General features: G+C 71.7%; 11 protein-coding genes and 3 pseudogenes. 6 read left to right on the forward strand and 8 right to left on the reverse strand.

What is annotated here, in order from left to right:
• Position 1: 1 nt before the first annotated feature.
• From QQK35_RS16075 to QQK35_RS16095, 5 genes are all read left to right on the forward strand, one after another.
• Positions 2-1,192, forward strand: coding sequence for a benzoate/H(+) symporter BenE family transporter (locus QQK35_RS16075; RefSeq protein ID WP_284255737.1), 1,191 nt, complete (start codon positions 2-4; stop codon positions 1,190-1,192).
• A 168-nt stretch (positions 1,193-1,360) separates the two neighbouring features.
• Positions 1,361-4,255 (forward strand): sialidase family protein, encoded by a 2,895-nt coding sequence (locus tag QQK35_RS16080; RefSeq protein ID WP_284255048.1) that lies wholly within the window; start codon positions 1,361-1,363, stop codon positions 4,253-4,255.
• Between the two features lie 47 nt (positions 4,256-4,302).
• Positions 4,303-5,367 carry an LLM class flavin-dependent oxidoreductase gene (locus QQK35_RS16085; protein WP_284255049.1) on the forward strand — a complete coding sequence of 355 codons (1,065 nt, stop codon included), beginning with the start codon at positions 4,303-4,305 and terminating at the stop codon, positions 5,365-5,367.
• Positions 5,368-5,529: 162 nt separating this feature from the next.
• Entirely contained in the window at positions 5,530-6,147 is a 618-nt protein-coding gene (locus QQK35_RS16090) for a type IV toxin-antitoxin system AbiEi family antitoxin (RefSeq protein ID WP_284255050.1), read from the forward strand.
• Positions 6,144-6,509, forward strand: coding sequence for a PDDEXK family nuclease (locus QQK35_RS16095; RefSeq protein ID WP_284255051.1), 366 nt, complete (start codon positions 6,144-6,146; stop codon positions 6,507-6,509). The genes QQK35_RS16090 and QQK35_RS16095 overlap by 4 nt, the downstream gene beginning before the upstream one ends.
• Positions 6,510-6,587: 78 nt before the next feature.
• Here the strand turns inward: QQK35_RS16095 and QQK35_RS16100 are convergent.
• A pseudogene (locus QQK35_RS16100) lies at positions 6,588-8,647 on the reverse strand (M3 family metallopeptidase).
• 291 nt (positions 8,648-8,938) lie between these two features.
• Between QQK35_RS16100 and QQK35_RS16105 the strand changes: the two are divergent.
• Positions 8,939-9,373, forward strand: a complete 435-nt coding sequence (locus tag QQK35_RS16105) for a hypothetical protein (protein ID WP_284255052.1) — start codon at positions 8,939-8,941, stop codon at positions 9,371-9,373.
• 232 nt (positions 9,374-9,605) lie between these two features.
• Here QQK35_RS16105 and QQK35_RS16110 read toward each other — a convergent pair whose 3' ends face one another.
• The 7 genes and pseudogenes from QQK35_RS16110 to QQK35_RS16135 form a co-directional block, all read right to left on the reverse strand.
• Positions 9,606-9,770: a hypothetical protein gene (locus tag QQK35_RS16110; protein WP_284255053.1), complete on the reverse strand. Its 165-nt coding sequence runs from the start codon at positions 9,768-9,770 to the stop codon at positions 9,606-9,608.
• Positions 9,771-9,786: 16 nt separating this feature from the next.
• Positions 9,787-10,317 carry a hypothetical protein gene (locus QQK35_RS16115; protein WP_284255054.1) on the reverse strand — a complete coding sequence of 177 codons (531 nt, stop codon included), beginning with the start codon at positions 10,315-10,317 and terminating at the stop codon, positions 9,787-9,789.
• A gap of 38 nt (positions 10,318-10,355) precedes the next feature.
• Positions 10,356-10,751 (reverse strand): GNAT family N-acetyltransferase, encoded by a 396-nt coding sequence (locus tag QQK35_RS16120; RefSeq protein WP_284255055.1) that lies wholly within the window; start codon positions 10,749-10,751, stop codon positions 10,356-10,358.
• Between the two features lie 73 nt (positions 10,752-10,824).
• Positions 10,825-13,378: pseudogene (valS, locus tag QQK35_RS16125) on the reverse strand (valine--tRNA ligase).
• A 123-nt stretch (positions 13,379-13,501) separates the two neighbouring features.
• Positions 13,502-14,152: a hypothetical protein gene (locus tag QQK35_RS16130; RefSeq protein ID WP_284255056.1), complete on the reverse strand. Its 651-nt coding sequence runs from the start codon at positions 14,150-14,152 to the stop codon at positions 13,502-13,504.
• A complete protein-coding gene (locus tag QQK35_RS20605) occupies positions 14,149-14,502 on the reverse strand; it encodes a substrate-binding domain-containing protein (protein ID WP_431311849.1) in 354 nt (117 codons plus the stop codon). The genes QQK35_RS16130 and QQK35_RS20605 overlap by 4 nt, the downstream gene beginning before the upstream one ends.
• A pseudogene (locus QQK35_RS16135) lies at positions 14,499-15,269 on the reverse strand (LacI family DNA-binding transcriptional regulator); the annotation flags it as partial. The pseudogene QQK35_RS16135 and the gene QQK35_RS20605, both read right to left, overlap by 4 nt.
• Between the last annotated feature and the right edge of the window lie 101 nt (positions 15,270-15,370).

Raw genomic sequence — 15,370 nt, forward strand, 5'->3', positions numbered from 1 at the left:
GATGCAGCCGGTCGTCGCGGGGGTCGTCGCCGCCGTCACCGGGTTCGCCAGCTCGTTCGCGCTCGTCATCGCGGGCCTGCGCGCGGTCGGGGCCACGCCCGAGGAGGCGGCGTCGGGCCTGCTCATCCTGACCCTGTTCCAGGGCATCGTCGCGATCGTGCTCGGGCTGCGCTTCCGTCAGCCGCTGGCGTTCGCCTGGTCGACGCCCGGGGCCGCGCTTCTCATCGCCGCCCGGCACGCGACCGGCGACTTCCGCGCCGCGGTCGGCGCGTTCCTGCTGTGCGGTGTGCTGCTGCTGATCACCGGGCTGTGGCCATGGCTCGCGCGGGCGATGACGCGCATCCCGCGGCCGATCGCGTCGGCGATGCTCGCCGGCGTGCTGCTGCCGATCTGCCTCGCCCCCGCGACGTCGGCGGTGACGCTGCCGCTGCTCACGCTGCCGGCGATCGTGGTGTGGCTCGTGCTGCTTCGATTCGCACCGCGCTGGGCCGTCGCCGGGGCGGTCGTCGCCGTGATCGTCGCGATCGTGCTCACGCGCCCGGATGTCGCCCCGGCCTCGCTGCTGCCGACCGTGCGGGTCGTGGCGCCGGTCTTCGATCCGTTCGTGCTGGTGAGCATCGGCGTGCCGCTGTACATCGTCACGATGGCCGGCCAGAACGTGCCCGGTTTCGCCGTGCTGCGCACCTTCGGCTACGACGACCCGCCGGCACGTACGATTCTGGCCTCGACGGGTGCCGCATCCGCGATCGGCTCGGTATTCGGGGCGCACGCGATCAACCTCGCCGCGATCACGGCCGCGATGATGGCCGGCCCCGACGCCGACCCCGATCGCAGCCGGCGCTGGATCGCGAGCGTGACCGCCGGCATCGCCTACCTCGTGATCGCGCCCGTCTCGGGCGCCGCGAGTGCGATCGTCGCGGCATCGGCCCCCGTCCTCATCGAGGCGGTGGCGGGGCTCGCCCTGCTGGGCGCCCTGGTCGGTGCGTTCGTCGCCGCGTTCGAGGAGAGCGAGCACCGCATCGTCGCCGTGGCGACGTTCCTGGTCGTCGCGTCCGGCATCCAGGTGCTCGGCATCGGCGCGCCCTTCTGGGGGCTCGTGGTGGGCGGCATCGTCATGCTCGCGCTCCATCTCGGGCGACGCCGACCGGAGCCCGCGGGGAGACATCCGACGGCGATCCCGAGCCGCCGGTGACCGCGTAGCGCGCGACGCCGGCCAGGGGGCGCTCCGCCTCGATGCGGAGCGGTTGCTTGACATGGAACGGTGTTCCATGAAAAGACGATCATGCCGAGTCTGATCGAAGGGGATCGCTCATGACCGTCAACACGCACCACTCTCTCCCTCCGCTCCCGCTTCGTCGCGGTGTTCGCGGCAGGGGCGCTCGCGACGGTGTTCTGCGCACCGGCCGTCGCTCAGGCCGACACGGGAGGGGGCGCGACCACCTTCTCGTTCGAGTCGGACGCGGTCGGTTCCGTGCCCGCGGGATGCACCACACCGGCCGGCCGGGCGGCCGCGACGGTCAGCGACGAACGGGCCCACGACGGCTCGCACTCGCTGCGCATCCACGACACCAGCTCATCCGCACTGGTCGTCAGCAACTGCGAGAACGTCACGCAGCAGGGTGCCGAGATGTCGCTGGAGATCTATCCGGTCAACGCCCTCAGCGTCATGATCGACATCGACGGTGTCGCGAGCAAGGGCCCGACGAACATCGACGGCACCGCCGTCTTCCACCTCAGGGTTCAGGCGAACGGCGCCATGGGCTGGTACAGCGGCACCGGGTGGCAGTCCCTGGCGCCGGCAGGCACCGTGGCGGCGGGGCGATGGAGCCTCATCCAGCTGGCCGTGCCGAGCGACAACAGCTCGGTCTACGTCGGGGTGAACGGCACCGACGTCGCCAGCGCCGGACCGGCCACGGGCAGCGACAACCCGATTCGTGCGATCACTGGGTTCGGCTTCGCCAGCTCGGGAACGGCGGCCGTCGGCGACGACGCCTTCGTCGACTCGGTCACCTTCGGGCCCCTCACCGACACGGAGCCCGGAGTGCCGCCGACGCGGGACTTCACGCCGGGGGCGGTCGACGGCCTCGAGTCCGACGCGGTCGGCTCGGTGCCGTCGGGCTGCGGGACCCCGGTGGGAAGCGTGGCGCCGACGGTGAGCGCTGAGCGGGCTCACGCGGGGCGGCATTCGGTGCGCGTGACCGACACGAGCCCGACGTCGCAGGCCCTGCTGACGTGTGCGACCCCGGCGGTGCAGGGCGCCTACCTGTCCTTCGAGATGTACCCGGTGGCCGTGAAGGGATTCGCGTTCGACATCACGGGGAGCGCCCTGATCGGGGCGGCCCTTCCCGGTGGCGCCGTGTTCCATCTGAGGCTCGGCGCGGACGGCGCCCTCTCCTGGGATCAGCTCGGTGCCTGGTACCCCCTGGCGCCGGCCGGCACGGTCCCGATCGGACGCTGGAGTCACGTCCAGCTCTCGGTGCCGGTCGACGATCAGGCCGTGCACGTCACGGTCGACGGCACGTACGTCGGAAGCGGCGGACCGGCCATCGGCAACAACAGCTCCCGGCATGACGAGATCACCGCGATCACCGGGTTCGCGTTCGCCAGCGCCGGACCGGTGGGCGTCGGCGACGACGTCTTCGTCGACGATGTGACCTTCGGCCCCGTCGCGGACACGCCGACGGCGGCGCTCGGCACCGCGCCGTTCGAGGTCGGATTGCCTGCCACGATCGACGCCGTCGGCCAGGTGCAGCTGCCCACGTCCGACGTCGTCGTGCCGCACGGCGACGGGCAACGCATCCTCGCCGACTACCCGGCGCACTCGGACGCGAGCAACACGAACGGCAACCGGATGGCCTACTCCGATGACGGCGGCGTCACCTGGGCGAGCGACCAGCAGTCCAATCCGATGCCGGATGCCCCATCGTTCTTCCTCACCCGGCTGCGCGACGGCGGCATCCTCGCCGTCGACTACCACACGTACATGACGCCCGATTCGGGTGACCTGCAGTCGGAGGTGGACACCGCGGTCTCCCACGACGGCGGTGCGACGTGGACGGTCCGCAGCGGCATCCTGACCACGCCGCAGCCGATGCGCACGATCTCCTCGGTCACCGACCGCCCGGGCTCCCCGCTCGGCGGCTTCGTGCTGGTGCACAGCGTGGTGGAGGATGCGGACGGCACCCTGTATCAGACGGGCTACGGCTACTACGCGCCCGACGTCCGGTACCGCTCGGTGCTGCTCGTCTCCCATGACGGCGGCGTGGACTGGTCCATCCAGGGGACGATCGCCTCGGACGATCCTGCGATGGACGCCACCTCCGGATATCAGGGTCCGTGCGAGGCGGTGATCGAGCGCCTCGCCGACGGCTCGCTCCTCGCCGTCATGCGGCAGGGCTCGTACCTGCCCATGACCTACGCCCGGTCGACGGACGACGGCCGCACCTGGACCGCGCAGAAGCAGGTCGCGACCGGTCCCTCGGCGCAGCCTCTGTACAGCGTCTACCCGACCATGGAGCTCATGCCGACCGGGGAGCTGGTCCTGCTCGCCGGGCGCCCCGGCATGGTGATGACCGTGTCGAAGGACGGCCGCGGTGACGACTGGTCCACGCCGGTCGGCATCGATTACACCAACTCCGAGAACGGCGTCTTCACCGCGCTGGATTCGGCGACCGTCCTGGTGCTGGGAGACCGGGGGCGGGTGACCCCCTGGCAGGTGTGGGCCCGCGCGGTGGGCGTCGACGCGCCCTGCACGCAGGTCGTCACGGGGGTCCACAACGGTCCGTTGTCGGCCGGTGCGGGCGGCCTGTGCCTGGACCATGCGACGGTCAATGGATCGGTCACGGTCTCCGACGGCGGGCGCCTGATCGTTCAGGGGTCGGCGATCCGCGGTCCCCTCCGAACCAGCGGTGCGTCGGTCGTCTCGCTGTGCGGGTCCACCGTCTCCGGCACGACGACTCTGACCGGCACCGTCGGGAACGTGTCCGTCGGCGACACCATCCGCGGCTGCGACCCCGACACCCTCACCGGCGCGCTCTCAATCGGGGCCACGCACGGTCGCGTCGTGGTGGACCGTGCGGAGGTCACCGGGCCGGTGGCGATCACGGGCACGCGGGGCGCCATGGCGGCCGTGCTCTCGGGGGTCGTCGTGCACGGACCGCTCTCCTGCACGGGCAACTCGATCGCGCCCACCGACTCCGCGGTCCCGGACACGGTGGACGGCCCGAGCCGGGGGCAGTGCGCCGCCCTCGGCTGATTCGATTTCCGCGGAAGTACCGGGCGCCGCCGCGCGTTGACGAGTTCATGACGATTCCGCTCTCCGTGCTGGACCTCGCCGTCGTCCGATCCGACTCCTCGCACTCGGAGGCGCTCGCCGACACGATCGCCGTCGCGCGCGAGGCCGATCGGATCGGCTACCGGCGGTTCTGGGTCGCCGAGCACCATGGGATGCCCGGCATCGCCAGCTCGTCGCCGCCCGTGCTGATCGGCGCGGTCGCGGCGGCGACGGAGCGCATCCGCGTGGGGTCGGGCGGCGTCATGCTGCCGAACCACTCCTCGCTCGTCGTGGCGGAGCAGTTCGGCACGCTCGTCGCGCTGCACGGCGACCGCATCGACCTCGGACTCGGTCGCGCGGCCGGCACCGATCCGCTCGTCTCGGCGATGATCCGGCGCAACGTCGGCGTCGAGACCGTCGACGACTTCCCCGCGCAGGTGCTCGAGCTGCTCGCGTACTTCGGCACCATCCCGGCGCTCGACGGGGGACAGGGCTCGCGCATCGTGGCGGTTCCGGGGATGGGTGACTCGCCCGAGCTGTGGCTGCTCGGGTCCAGCGACTTCAGCGCGCGGCTGGCGGGCATGATGGGCCTGCCGTTCGCCTTCGCGCACCACTTCGCGGGCGGCGAGCAGACGCCTCTCGCGTTCGAGCTCTACCGCGACGCATTCCGGCCCTCGGTCGTGCTGAGCGAGCCGCACGCGATGGTCGCGATCTCGACGCTCGTCGCCGACTCCACCGACGAGGCGCGGCGGCTCATGCTGCCCGGGCAGCTGCAGTTCCTGCGGTTGCGCAGCGGGCATCCCACCCGGCTGCCGTCGCTCGAGGAGGCCGAGGCGCACCCGTGGACCGACGGCGAGCGCGCCTTCGCCGAGCAGCGCATCCGGCATCAGGCGATCGGCACCCTCGACGAGGTGCGCGCGGCGATCGACGGCCTGGTCGCGTCGACGGGGGCGGACGAGGTCATCGTCGTGCCGCAGGGGCCGACGCTCGACACGCGGCTGCGCACCCTGCGCGAGCTGGCTCCGAATGCCGCGCCGAGTGCCGCGCCCGACGCCGCGCCCGGTGTCGCGCCCGTCGCTGCACCCGCGACCTGACGGGCCGAGCGCCCACTTTCGCATCATGTGGGCACCGGTGCACGTGCCGACGTGATGCGAACGTGGGCGCTCGCAGCCCTGCACACGCCGCGCGGCGTGGCGCCATCCCCGAAGGGCATCGCGGCGCCCCCGGGCGCCCCGTCGATCGGTCACCGTGTTCGGGTGGAGATCTCGATCGACCCGGATTGGCGCACGCGCTTCACCCGCACCGCGCATGCCGTGACCGCGCCGGAGCGCAACGCTCTCGCCCGCGCCGCGCGGTCGGGCCGTCTGCAGCGCGTGGTTCGCGGTGTCTACCGCGAACCTCCGCCGCGCCCGCCCTCGCGCGAGGACTCGCATCGGCAGCTCGTCTACGCCCATGACCTGCGCACCGAGGGTCGGCGGGTCTTCGTGAGCGAGTCCGCCGCGGCGCTCTGGCGGCTGCCGGTCATCGGCACCCCTCCGCCGATCGTGCACGTCGCCGACGGCATCGGAGGCGGGCACTCCTCGCGGGCGATCATGCGACACGCCACGGGGGTGCCGCGGGATGTCGCGCGGATCGACGGCATCCGGGTCACGACGCTCGGCGAGACGGTCGTGAGCCTGCTGCGAACGCGTTCGCTCGCCGGCGGGCTCGCCGCGGTGGACTCTGCGTTGAGCGGCATCGCGGAGGCGGGCGGCGCGCGCATCGCCCGCGAGGAGCTCGCCGTGCTCCTCGACCGGGAGGGGCGCGGGATGGGGCAGGCGCGACTTCTCGGCGCCCTTGCCGACGGGAGCGCCGGCTCACCGGGGAGAGCGTGAGCCGGGCCACGATGTACCGGGTCGGGGTGCCGCAGCCGCTGCTCCAGTTCCCGATGGTGGACAGGAACGGGGAGATGTTCGGCGACTTCTGCTGGCCGGAGCACGGACTGATCGGCGAATTCGACGGGATCGGCAAGTACCTCCGCGAGGAGTGGATGGACGGGCAGGATGCCGCCCGGGTCGTCATCGACGAGAAGCTGCGCGAGGACCGCATCCGGGCCCTCGGCTGGCGCGTGGTGCGATGGGGCTGGGCGGTCGCCCGTTCGCCCGCCGCATTGTCGACGCTGCTCGTGGATGCCGGCCTCCCGCGGCCGAGCGCCCACGTTCGCACCACCTGGGCGCCGGTGCACGTGCCGGCGTGATGCGAACGTGGGCGCTCAGCGCTACGGTCGCCGCCCGTCGCCAGCCGACCGTCGCCCGTCGCCCGTCGGGCTGAGGCGCTAGTCGAGCCCGCGGCGCTTCAGGAGCGGCGCGATGTCGGCGTCGCGACCGCGGAAGTCGCGGTAGGCCTCGAGGGGTCCTTCGATCCGCCGACGCCGAGCAGGCGCGAGCGGAACCGGTCGCCGTTGGCGCGGGTGAGGCCGCCGTTCTCCTTGAACCACTCGACCGTGTCGGCGTCGAGCACCTCGCTCCAGATATAGGAGTAGTAGCCCGCGTCGTAGCCGCCCGAGAACACGTGGGCGAAGTACGTGCTGCCGTAGCGCGGCGGCACGAGCGGGTCGTCGAGGCCGACCGCACGCAGGGCGTCGGCCTCGAACGCGGCCACGTCGGTGATCGCCTCGGCGGAGGCGCTCGACAGCTTGTGCCAGGCCTGGTCCAGCAGCGCGGCACCCAGGTACTCCGACGTCGCGAAGCCCTGGTTGAACTGCTCCGACTCCCGGATGCGCTCCACGACGGCCGGATCCAGCGGCTCGCCCGTCTCGTGGTGCCGGGCGTAGTTCTCCAGCACCTCGGGCCACAGCATCCACATCTCGTTGACCTGGCTCGGGAACTCGACGAAGTCGCGGAACACGTTCGTGCCCGAGAACTTCGGATACGTCACGTGCGCGAACAGTCCGTGCAGCGCGTGCCCGAACTCATGGAAGAACGTCGACACCTCGTCGAAGGTCAGCAGCGTCGGCTGGCCGGCGGCGGGCTTCGGAACGTTGAGGTTGTTGACCACGACCGAGCCGGGATGCCCCAGAAGCTCGTCCTGCGAGATGAGCGGGTTCATCCACGCGCCGCCGCGCTTCGAGTCGCGCGTGTAGAGGTCGAGGATGTAGAGGCCGAGCGCCGAGCCGTCCTCGTTGCTCACCTCGAACACGCGCGCATCGGGGTGGTAGGCGACGAGATCGGGGCGCTCGGTGAAGCTCACGCCGTACAGCAGGTGCGCGGCGTAGAAGACGCCGTCGTGCAGCACGCGCTCCGCCTCGAACCACGGGCGCAGTGCCGCGGTGTCGACGTCGTACTTCTCGGCGCGCACCTTCTCGGTGTAGAAGCTCCAGTCCGAGGCGCGCAGCCCGCCGTCGAGGTCGCCCGCGACCGCGGCCAGGTCGGCCTGCTCGGCGCGTGCGTTGCGGGCCGCGGCGGGAGCCAGGCGGCCCAGCATGTCGGCCACGGCCTCCGGCGTGCGGGCCGTCTCGTCGGCCGTGACGGCCGCCGCATGCGACGAGAACCCGAGCAGCTCGGCGCGCTCGGCGCGCAGGCGGGCGATGCGCAGCACGTTCTCGCGGTTGTCGTGCTCGCCGCCGCGGCCGCCCCGTGAGCGGGATGCCGTCATGATCCGCTCGCGCAGCCCGCGGTCGGTGAGCGACGCCAGCCACGGGTGCCCGGTGGGCAGCACGAGGGTGACGAGCCAGCCCTCGAGGTCGCGCGCGGCGGCGGCCTCGCGCGCGGCCGACACCTCGCCCTCGCCGAGCCCGGCCAGCTCCGCCACATCGGTGACGTGCACCGCGAGCTCGTTGGTGTCGTTCAGCAGGTTCTTCTCGAACCGGGTGGTGAGGGTCGAGATCTCCTGGTTCAGCTCGCGCAGGCGCCGCTTCTGCGCGTCGTCGAGGGCGGCTCCGGCGATCGTCATCTCCGTGTACCAGCGCTCGACGAGGTAGCGCTGCTCGGCGTCGAGCCCGGCGGCGGCGTCGCCGCCGGCCTGGATGGCGTCGTGGATGGTCTTGACCCGCCAGTAGAGCATGGGGTCGAGCAGGATCGCGTCGTGATGGGCCGCGAGCTTCGGCGCGATGCGCTCCTCGAGCTCGTTCGTGAAGTCGCTGGAGTCGGACGAGCTCTTGTTGAAGAACACGTACCCGACCCGCTCGAGGATCTGCCCGCTGCGCTCCAGCGGCACGAGAGTGTTGTCGAACGTCGGCTCGTCGCGGCCGCGCACGATCTCCTGGATCTCGGCGAGCTGATCGGCCATGCCCCGTTCGAACGCGGGCTCGTAGTGCTCGTCGCGGATGTCGGCGAACGGCGGGAAGCCGAACGGGAGGGTGCTGGGGTCGAAGAAGGGATTCGCAGACGAGACCATGCGGCCAGCCTACGAGGCGACCCGCGACGTGCAAAGAGACCTCTGCAAATAAACCGCTGCAAAGGATGAGTTGCAAAGGGATCTTTGCAATGCTATCTTTGGACACATGGCCGATCAGTCCCGCGTTCTCGACACCGAAGCCCTGAAGGGCCTCGCGCACCCGTTGCGCGTGGCGCTCCTGGACGCGCTGTCGACCTACGGGCCGGCGACGGCCAGCAAGCTGGGCGAACGGCTGGGGAGTCCAGCGGCGCCACGAGTTACCACCTGCGTCAACTCGAGAAGAACGGCCTCGTGCGCGAGGTCGAAGGGCGCGGATCGGGTCGCGAGCGCTGGTGGGAGAGGGTGCCCGGCGGGATCACGCTGCGCGGGTACGACTTCGCGCCCGAGAGCGTCGAGCGCGCGGCGAGCGACATGATCCTCTCCGAGTGGGTGCGCAACCAGCGGCAGATCGTCAACGATTACCTGTCGCGCGGCGAGGTGCTGCTCAGCCACGACTGGTTCGAGGCCGGGATCATGGACGTCTCGAACCTGCGCTTGACCCTCGCGCAGCTCCGGCGACTGAACGACGAACTGCAGGAGCTGGTCAAGCCGTACATCAAGATCTCGCGCGCCCAGACCGAGCCCGGCGCGCGGCCTGTTCAGCTGCAGATCAACGGCATCCCGATCGTCGATGCGGAGCCCATTCCGGGCCCCGCCGATGTCGGTGGTGCCGAGGAGAATTCCTGATGAGCGGAGGAGTTGAGCATATGAGCGCGGGAGTCATCATCTGCGAACCGCGGCCCACGGGGCTGGCGGCGGCGGCCATCCGGGTCGGCCGGATGCTGGAGACCTGGGGGCGGCACGCGGCGCAGCCCTGGACCGGGAGGACGTGCGTCGGGCCCGCGTGCGCGAGCAGGCGATCGCCGAGCACGAGGCGGCGACCGCCCAGGCGCGCCTGTTGCGGGTGTTCTGAGCGATCTCAGCCGAGGGTCGTTCCGTCGTCGAGTTCGACGACGGGGCGGCCCTCCAGCCATGTCAGGGTCCAGCGCAGCGTCGTGTCGGGCGGCAACGTCGCCTCGACCTCGGCGATCCGCGCGAGCAGGTCCTGCGGCAGCCGGCCCGGGGCGTCGCGCCGACCGACCAACGTCCACCGAGCTGCATCACGACCCCCGGCCGGGCTGGAAGGGGTTGTACAGCGGGGCTCCCGTATCGGCATCGGCGACGACGATCCGCCGGCTGTCGTCGTACGCCTTCGCCGCCGCGACCGTCGGCGCTCCGCATCCGTCCACGGGGGCATAGTAGGCCGCGAAGTCGCCGCCCCGGTCGACCCACACCATGAGCGGGTCGACGATGACCGTGCCGCACTGGCCCGCCGGCCGGGCGACCGCGTTCGGCGCCGCGTACGCCCTCAGCAGCGCCGCCGGGTGGGGCAGCAGGTAGGCGAGCTGCCACGGACCGTAGGTCGTGATCCCGTCGCTCGGGAGCGAGACGTTCGTGCTGCACGCGTAGACGCGGTCGAGCGGGCCGACCACGCCGTCGAAGTGGGCGCCCACCATCGGCGGGCAGAACCGCACCACCGTGACGTCGGTGAGCTCCGGATACGGCGTGACGGCGTCGGGTTGCGCCAGGCCGTCCTGCGAGGGCGGGGCGGGGAAGCATCCGGAGAGCAGGAGGGTCAGCGCGACGAGCATGGCGGCCGCTGCCGCCGTTCCCGTGTGCCGCGCGTTCGTCAGAGGTCCTTCTCGTAGGTGACCCAGGTGGTGCGACGGGCCACCCGGTCGTAGACCCGCTGCGCGCGCTCATTGCTCTGCGCGGTGATCCAGCGCAGTGTGCCGGCCGGGCCCGTCGCCCGGGCCCGCTGCGCCACCGCCTCGACGAGTGCGGAGCCGATGCCGCCGCCGCGGGTGTCGGGCTCGACGAACAGGTCGTCGAGGAACCAGTCGTGCCCGGCCGAGAACGTGTCGGGATGCGAGCGGAAGTGCGCGAATCCGACGACCCGCCCGGCGTCGTCCTCGGCCACGATCACGTCGATCCCCGACGCGGAGTCCAGCAGGAGCTCGCCGACGTGGTCGAGCTGGGCGTCGTCGAAGGCGGTCTCGTAGAACGCGCCGTAGGCGCGGAACAACCCCGCCAGGCCGGGAGGTCGTCCCGCCGGATGTCGCGCACGGTGGCCATCCTCGGACCCTACGCCGACCTCGCTACGCGGCGCTCTCGTCGAGGTCGATCGCCGTGATGGCGATCTCGTCGGCCCCGGTGAACGACAGCTGCGCGATCCGGCCGACCGCGCGCAGGTCGTCGGCCGCCTCCGCCAGGATCGCCGGCCCCGCGATCGTCGCCGACCGCACGGGGGTCTTCTGCGAGGCCTTCGCGTCGGTCTTCGCGCGCCGGATGCCGATGAGCGCCGCGCTCACGGCCGGCAGCAGCCCGCGCGGGGCCTCGGCGTCGAGCACCGGCCAGGCCGCGGTGTGGATCGATCCCTCGTGCGTCCAGCTCCACACCTCCTCGGTCGCGAAGGAGATGACGGGGGCGAGCAGGCGCAGCAGCACATCGAGCGCCGTCCGAAGCGCGGTGACCGCGCTCGCGTCGCCCGCGTACGCCCGCTCCTTCACGAGCTCGAGGTAGTCGTCGCAGAAGGTCCAGAAGAACTGCTCGGTGACCTCGAGGGCGCGGGCGTGGTCGTACTGGTCGTACGCGTGGGTCGCCTCGCGCACCACGACGGCGAGCTCGGCGAGCATGTCCACGTCCAGCGGCGCCGTCACCGCACCGGGCTCACCCGGGAACGAGTACACGAACTTCGCCGCGTTGAGCACCTTGATCGCGAGGCGCCGGCCGATCTTCATGGTCTTGGGGTTCTGCGGATCGAAGGCCGCGTCGGTGCCGAGGCGACTCGATGCGGCCCAGTAGCGCACGGCATCCGACCCGTGCTCCTGAAGCAGCGCGCCGGGCGTGACGACGTTGCCCTTCGACTTCGACATCTTCTTGCGGTCGGGATCGACGATGAATCCGGAGATGCCGGCATCGGCCCAGGGCACCTCGTGGTGCTCGAGCTGCGCGCGCAGCACGGTCGAGAACAGCCAGGTCCGGATGATGTCCTGCCCCTGCGAGCGCAGCGAGTACGGGAAGACGAGACCGAACAGCTCCGGGTCGGTCTCCCACCCGCCGGCGATCTGGGGCGTGAGCGACGAGGTCGCCCAGGTATCCATGATGTCGAGCTCGCCGACGAAGCCGTTCGGCTGCCCGCGCTGCGCCTCGTCGTAGCCGGGCGCGGGGTCGGAGGCCGGGTCGACCGGCAGCAGATGCTCTCCCGGCACGATCGGCTGCTCGCGCAGGGCCTCGCCGGCCGCGTCGAGCGGGTACCAGACCGGGATCGGCACGCCGAAGAATCGCTGCCGCGAGATCAGCCAGTCGCCGGTGAGGCCGCCGACCCAGTTCTCGTAGCGCACCCGCATATGCTCCGGATGGAATCCGATCGCGCGCCCGGCCTCGATGAGCCGATCGCGCAGCGCCTCGTCGCGGGCGCCGTTGGAGATGTACCACTGCCGGGTCGAGACGATCTCGAGCGGGCGGTCGCCCTTCTCGTAGAACTTGACCGGATGCTGGATCGGCTTGGGCGCTCCTCCAGCTCGCCCGCCTCGCCGAGCAGCTCGACGATCCGCTGCTTCGCGCTGAACACCGTCTTGCCCGCCAGCTCCGCGTAGACCGCGCGGCCGGCGTCGGTGAACAGCTCGGCGGCGGGCGCCTCCGCGACGAGCCGGCCGTCGAGGCCGATCACGGCGCGGGCGGGCAGGTCGAGTTCGCGCCACCAGATGACGTCGGTCAGGTCGCCCCAGGTGCAGATCATGGCGATGCCGGAGCCCTTGTCCTGCTGGGCGAGGTGGTGCGCCACGACGGGCACCTCGACGCCGAACAGCGGCGTCGTCACGGTGGTGCCGAACAGCGCCTGGTAGCGCTCGTCGTCGGGATGCGCGACGAGGGCCACGCACGCGGGCAGCAGCTCCGGTCGCGTGGTCTCGATGAACACGGGGGAGCCGTCGGCCGCGTGGAATGCGACGCGGTGGTACGCGCCCGGCTGGTCGCGATCCTCGAGCTCGGCCTGCGCCACCGCGGAACGGAACGTGACGTCCCAGAGGGAGGGGCGTCCGCCTGATAGGCCTCGCCTCGGGCGAGGTTGCGCAGGAAGCCGCGCTGCGCCGCGCGCTGCGCCTCGGCGCCGATGGTGCGGTAGGTCAGCGACCAGTCCACGCTCAGGCCGAGGGCGCGCCAGAGGTCCTCGAACTGGACCTCGTCCTCCTCGGTCAGCCGCTCGCACAGCTCGATGAAGTTGCGGCGTGAGACCGGCACCTGGTCGGCGGGCTTGCCGCTGCCGTCGCCGTGGTGCGGCGGCGTGAAGTCCGCGACGTAGGGCAGCGAGGGGTCGCAGCGCACGCCGTAGTAGTTCTGTACGCGGCGCTCGGTCGGCAGCCCGTTGTCGTCCCAGCCCATCGGGTAGAACAGGTGCTTGCCGCGCATCCGCTGGAACCGCGCGGCGAGGTCCATGTGGGTGTAGCTGAACACGTGCCCGATATGGAGCGATCCGGATGCCGTGGGCGGCGGCGTGTCGATGCTGTAGAGCGCGGCGCGGCCGGCTTCGAGCGCGGCGGCGCGGTCGAACCGGTAGACGCCCGCCTGCTCCCAGTCGGCGGACCACTTCTGCTCCAGCCCTTCGAGGGCGGGCCGCTCGGGGATGGCAGGTCCGGGGATGGCAGACGTCATGACGGGCTCCGGTTCGATATGCGCGGCACCGTGTCGGTGGGGAGGTGCCTGGTTGTGACCGGCTCAGTCTACGGGCGCGACGTACGGCGGGCCCGCGCATCGCGCGGCCCGGGACCGAGGTCGCTAGAAGCGGTCGCCCGTGTTGGTGACGGTCCAGATCTTCTGCACGTGCCGGCCGTCCGAGCCGACGAGCGTGAGGTTGTACGTGGCGGAAGCGGAGCCGCACGCGAAGTCGACCTCGTAGGGGAAGTCCTCCTGGCTGCCGCTCACGGGCACCTGCATGTACTGCGAGTCGGCCGCGTCGCTCGTGCCCTGCACGAACCAGACCGAGTCGGTGCGGATCGTCTGCCACGACACCCGGACCTTGATCGGCGGCGGGGTGAAGTTCGTCGCGGGCGCCTCGCAGCGCACGGTGGCGGGCGCGGTGAATGCGGTGAAGACGCCACCGGTGGGCTGGGGTGCGGTGCCGCCGTTCTGCGAGCCGCCACCCTCGGCAGTCGAGGTCGCCGTCGGGCGCGGGACGGCGCTCGTGGCGACCGGTGTCGGCTCGGCGCCCGCCGTGGTCGGGGTGGCGCTGGCGGTCGCGAGCGCTTGTGGTCGACCCGTGCCGAGCAGGAGCAGCACGACGGTGACGATGAGTCCGATCAGCACGGCAGCGCCGATCACGATGAGGACGATGAGCAGGGTGCGGCGGTCGCGTGACGTGGCGGCGGCATCCGGTGCGGGCTCGCCGCCGGGCGACATGTCCAGGCGCTGCGTCGGGTCGTCGCTCATGGACCGTCCTCTCCGTCGATGCGGCTCGCGGACGGGTCACACTCTAGGGGGCCGGATCGGTCGCGCTCAATGGCCGCCCGGGCGCGCGGCCGGCCCCGCCGGGGGCGCGCGCGAGGCGGGGGAGCCGTGGACTCCCCCAGCACGAGCGTGCACGGCAGAAGCACCTGCCGGCGGCTGGTGTCGACGCCCTCGAGCTGATCGATGAGCGCGTCGATGCCCAGCTGCCCCAACTCCCGGGCGGGCGCCTCGAGCACGGTGAGCACGGGATCGACCATCTCGCCCATCTCGATCGAGGAGGAGACGGCGACGATGGAGACGTCGCTCGGGACGGAGCGCCCGAGCTCGCGCAGCCCCTGACCAGCCCGGTCGCCGCCTGCTCGTTCATCAGCAGGATGGCGGTGACCTCGGGCGCCTCGTCGCGCAGGCGGCGGGCGGCCTCGATTCCGCCCGCCGCGTTCGGCGGCACGGAGATGACGACCGATCGACCGCCGACCGCCGTCATGTGCTCGCGATACGCGGCTTCCGTGCGCACCGTCGGCCCGAGGTCGGCGACCCAGCCCGTCTCGTCGTTCCCGTCGACGAGGGCGATCGCCTGGTGGCCGAGGTCGGTGAGATGCCGCATCGCGGTGTCGATGGTGGCGGCGAAGTCGATGTCGACGAAGGGGAGGGTCTCGTCGTGGGTGCGACCGATGAGCGCGAACGGCACCGACGAGGTGACCAGCTCGTCGACGCGCGGATCGTGCACGCGGACCTCCATGAGCAGCGCGCCGTCGACGAGGCCGCCGGCCAGCAGGTGCGACATCTGCTCCTCGTCCTCCACCGGCCAGAGCACCAGGTCGTACCCGCGGGCGCGCGCACCGTTGGACGCGGCGATCACGAAGCCCATGACGGTGCCGCCGAGCCGGTTGCCGAGCACGGGATGCAGGAGCGCGACGATATGCGTGCGGGAGCTCGCCAGTGCCCGGGCGACCACGTTGCGGCGATAGCGCAGTTCGTCCATCGCGGCTTCGATCCGCGCCCGTGTCGGGGGCGAGACGTTCTTCGTGCCGTTGACGACGTACGAGACGGTCGCGATGGAGACGCCGGCGCGGTCGGCGACGTCCTGCATCGTGGCCATGCGCACCTCCTGCCCGCGCCGACGGCGCGTGGGCTCAGTATCCCAGGTGGATCGCGGTCCCCGGTAAAGCGCTTAGAAGATTTCGTTGACAGGGCGTGCAC

Source organism: Pseudolysinimonas kribbensis (genome assembly GCF_030161895.1).
Lineage (GTDB): Bacteria > Actinomycetota > Actinomycetes > Actinomycetales > Microbacteriaceae > Pseudolysinimonas > Pseudolysinimonas kribbensis.